Genomic DNA, 3,418 nt, shown 5'->3' with positions numbered 1-3,418 from the left:
CTGCGGCCGTGGATCGAGCAGAGCTACAAGCAGATCAAGGACGAACTCGGCTGGGCCGACTTCCAAGTCCGCTCCGACCGCGCCATCCGCCGCCATCAGACCCTGGTCAACTGCGCCTTCTCCTTCTGCTGGGACCAGTGGTTCACCCCACCCGGACCCCTGGATGCCACCGCACCGGACCCGTGCCCCGACGAGGGGCCAGAGAGAGGGACCGGCCTCGTCCCGCCAGCCCCAACAGCCCTGCTGGCCCAGGGCCTTACGGGCCATCCCGTTCCTGGCCGACCCCCGCCGTCACCCTCAACCACTGGTGGCGAGCCTGGACGGACAAGGACCCGCCCTCCGAGCTCCAGGCCCTGATCGACGCGGTCACCACCGGACACGGCATTGATCTCTACTGCCGGATTTAACGAACTACCGGTAATGGCAGGCCCGGCTTGGCCCTGGACGAGGTCGATCCCAACTTTATGTACAGCAACAGGTTCAACCACTGGTACAACATCGGCGGGGCTACACATCAAGGGAATCCCGTGCCCACAGGAGCCTGGGATCGTACTGCTGATCACGGTCAAGGGGACGTGAACCAGACTCAGTCTGAGCTGGCCAGGATCAGGCAGAGGACAGCTTTCACGAGGCCCGTGATCCGGGTGGTCGAGCAGCGGATCTTGCGGAGGACGCGCCAGGTTTTGAGAGCGGCGATGGCTTGTTCAACGAGTGCTCGGATCTTCGCATGGGATCGGTTGGCCGCCTGCTGACCTGGGGAAAGCGTCTCCCACCGGCCGCGATAGGGCACGCGGATCGGGTCTCCGACGCCCTGATGACCCTTGTCGGCCCAGCAGACGACGCCGGCCTCGCCGAGAGCGTCGATGATGCCGTGCTCGCGGGCCGCACGCATGTCGTGGACGGCCCCGGGCAGAGCCGGGGAGGCCCACAGCAGGCGGCCGGAAGGATCGGCGACGACTGCACGTTCATGCCGTGTTTCTTGTGCTTGCCTGAGTAGAAGGGCTGGTCGGCGGCGATCCGGTCGATCGGCAGCAGTGTCCCGTCCAGCAGGACGAACGCCTTCATCGACGCCGCCCTGGTCGCCTCGGCGAGCGTCGGAGCGAGAGCAGCCAGGACATCAACCGCCTCGGTGACGTAGCGGTAGGCCGTGGTGGTCCCGACACCGAAACCGGCCGCGAGTTGGGCATAGGTGTGCCCACAGCGGAGGTGGGCCAGGGCGAGCAGGGCCTGCCGGCCTGCGGGGAGGCGTCGCCATCGGGTGCGCAGATTGCGGCGGCGTTACCGCAGGTGGACGGACAGGAAGCGAAGGGCAGAGGTGGACACGTCGAGGCCGGACGGGTAGACAAGCACATGCAACCTCTGGTGGAGACGGTTTTCTTGGTCGAAACTCCATCTACCAGGTCTCGGCCCTCCGTCACCCAACCGGCCAGCTTGGACGCGCAGGTTGAAAGAGAACCGTTGAGCGCCGGCGGGTGGACGAGCACGCGAAGTTCCCGGTAAGTATGATTGATCTCGGTGGGAGACCATCTGCCAGGAGATTCGCCGTTGACGGCCACCAGAGCCAAATGGCCCAGAGTGTCGTCAGGTTGTGGGGCGATGGCTGAGTAGCGCGAGCCCGTTGGGTGACGTCCGCGAAATACGTTCTGGCAGGGGGCAATGGGCAACATCGCAGGCGTGGGTTTCGTCCTGATGGGCATCGGCTCGCTGCTGTGCTTCGCGAACTCGGGCGGTCTGGTCGAGTACTTGAAGCTGCGGAACCTGGAACGTCACGGCGTCGAGGGTGAAGCGGTCTCCCCACGCGAGGAATGGCTCAGCAGCGGACCCCATGTGTTCTACAAGATCCTTCTTCCCGAGAGCTCGCCCCGGGGTTATGCCCCGTTCTTTGAGGAGGTAGGAGCGAATCCACGGGGGCCGGTGGGCACCGTCGTCCCGGTCGTGTACGACCGCAGGAAGCCGACTCGGGCCAAGACCGGCGTCCTATCGGACATCGACTCGTCCGAAGAGCGGTTTCATGTCGCGCTGTTCTGGGCGCCTGGGCTGGCGCTCATGGCCGTTGGCGGGCTGCTCGCGCTCATCTTCTACTGAGGCAGTTCACACGCCCCTCCGTTACACAGGGACGTCACCATCTGAGGTTGAAAAAGGCTCAATGAACCGCTTCTCGGCTGGTATCGTTACAACGGGACGGGGTGGTCGCGTGCCGTCGGCAACTGCATCGCTCCCCGCCGAGACGGGCCGACGCGGACAGCATCGCGGCCCTCATACAGAGTGCGCGTAATGAGCGCCAGATCCACTGAACGATTTGTCACAATCGGATGCAGGATGACTTCGGCCAACAGCAAGGCTCCCGTGGGTACGTACGAAGCGGTTTCCGTGCACTTCGAAGATCTTGATGCGTACGGCATGGTCCATCACAACAAGTATCCCTTCCTCTTTGAACGGGCTTTCAACAGCTACTTGAATCGAAAGGGTTTCCCCTTTGGTCGTGCTTCGGGATCTCCCATCGAGATGATTCAGGTCGTCCGGTCCATGCAACTGACCTATGACGCCCCCATCACCAGGCTCGGGGAGATCCAGGTGCAGTTCTGGCTCGAGCATGTGGGGCGCACGAGTTTCACGTACAAGTTCGTTATTCTGTCTGCTGACCGCGCGACCGTCCATGCCAGCGGAACGCGAGGAATGGTGAACCTCGATGCCAGCACGCTGCGGCCGGCTCCGCTGACCCAGGACCTGTTGGACTTCAGCCGACCGCTGATGTCGGACGAACTCTTGGCGACGCTGGAGGCGAGGGAGGCACAGTCCGCCTCACCGGATGGAGACGTCCCTGGCATTTGAGCGGGCTTCGCTGGGCCAGCACCTCCCAGGTCGTCCGGCCCGCGTGTGCGGCGACCGGTTTCAGCGCGTCGGATCCGTGTGGTGTTCCGATGTCGGCGACGTGCCGCAACACCGCCTGGTGCACCGCACGCAGACCCCGCTCATGAGGTGCGTAGCGTCCCCGGCCCGCCTCGCCCGACTACATTGAGAACGTCCGGCTCGCAGCAGCCCTGGGGGCGACGGCCTCTGCCTGATCCGTATCGGTGAAGGCCTCGCGCAGCGCGGCCACGCAAGGGACGTCGACAACCGTGCCGTCGGCCTCCCGATACAGACGGCACGACACACTCGGCACCGCTCCGGCCTGGACGAAGCGGTCCACGCCGTCCAGCAGGAACGTCGGCGAGCCGTTCATCTCAGGCTTGGTGCTGTCACTGCTCGTGGTTCTCCTTCGGGCCAGGATCATAAGCCTGGCTTCAGGGACTCCACGAATCCGGGATCAGTTCACGATGTCGTTGGCCAGTTGCTTCCACGTGTCGCCGGAGATCATCTGCGTGATCTTCTCACCGCTGTTGACGACCGTGCCCCCACCGTCCGAAGAGGAGTCCTT

At 64.3% G+C, this 3,418-nt stretch carries 3 protein-coding genes and 2 pseudogenes; 3 read left to right on the top strand and 2 right to left on the bottom strand.

All coding sequences use genetic code 11. From position 1 onward, the window contains the following. Positions 1 to 388 (top strand): annotated as a pseudogene (locus tag ABT063_RS52565) (IS701 family transposase); the annotation flags it as partial. 198 nt (positions 389 to 586) lie between these two features. Here ABT063_RS52565 and ABT063_RS51705 read toward each other — a convergent pair. Then, positions 587 to 1,350 (bottom strand): annotated as a pseudogene (locus ABT063_RS51705) (transposase family protein). Positions 1,351 to 1,656: 306 nt separating this feature from the next. On the opposite strand from ABT063_RS51705, the gene ABT063_RS51700 reads away from it, so the two are divergent. Beyond that, a complete protein-coding gene (locus ABT063_RS51700; RefSeq protein ID WP_351069288.1) occupies positions 1,657 to 2,085 on the top strand; it encodes a DUF3592 domain-containing protein in 429 nt (142 codons plus the stop codon). Between the two features lie 234 nt (positions 2,086 to 2,319). Next, positions 2,320 to 2,832, top strand: coding sequence for an acyl-CoA thioesterase (locus ABT063_RS51695; protein ID WP_351069285.1), 513 nt, complete (start codon positions 2,320 to 2,322; stop codon positions 2,830 to 2,832). Between the two features lie 178 nt (positions 2,833 to 3,010). Here ABT063_RS51695 and ABT063_RS51690 read toward each other — a convergent pair whose 3' ends face one another. Further along, on the bottom strand, positions 3,011 to 3,223 hold the full coding sequence (locus ABT063_RS51690; protein WP_351069284.1) for a hypothetical protein: 213 nt from the start codon (positions 3,221 to 3,223) through the stop codon (positions 3,011 to 3,013). Positions 3,224 to 3,418: the final 195 nt, after the last annotated feature.

Origin of the sequence: Streptomyces sp. NPDC002838 (assembly GCF_040295365.1) — a bacterium.
Taxonomy (GTDB): domain Bacteria; phylum Actinomycetota; class Actinomycetes; order Streptomycetales; family Streptomycetaceae; genus Streptomyces.
The sequence above is the reverse complement of the archived record's forward strand: the minus strand, read 5'-3'. Positions and strand labels throughout refer to the sequence as shown.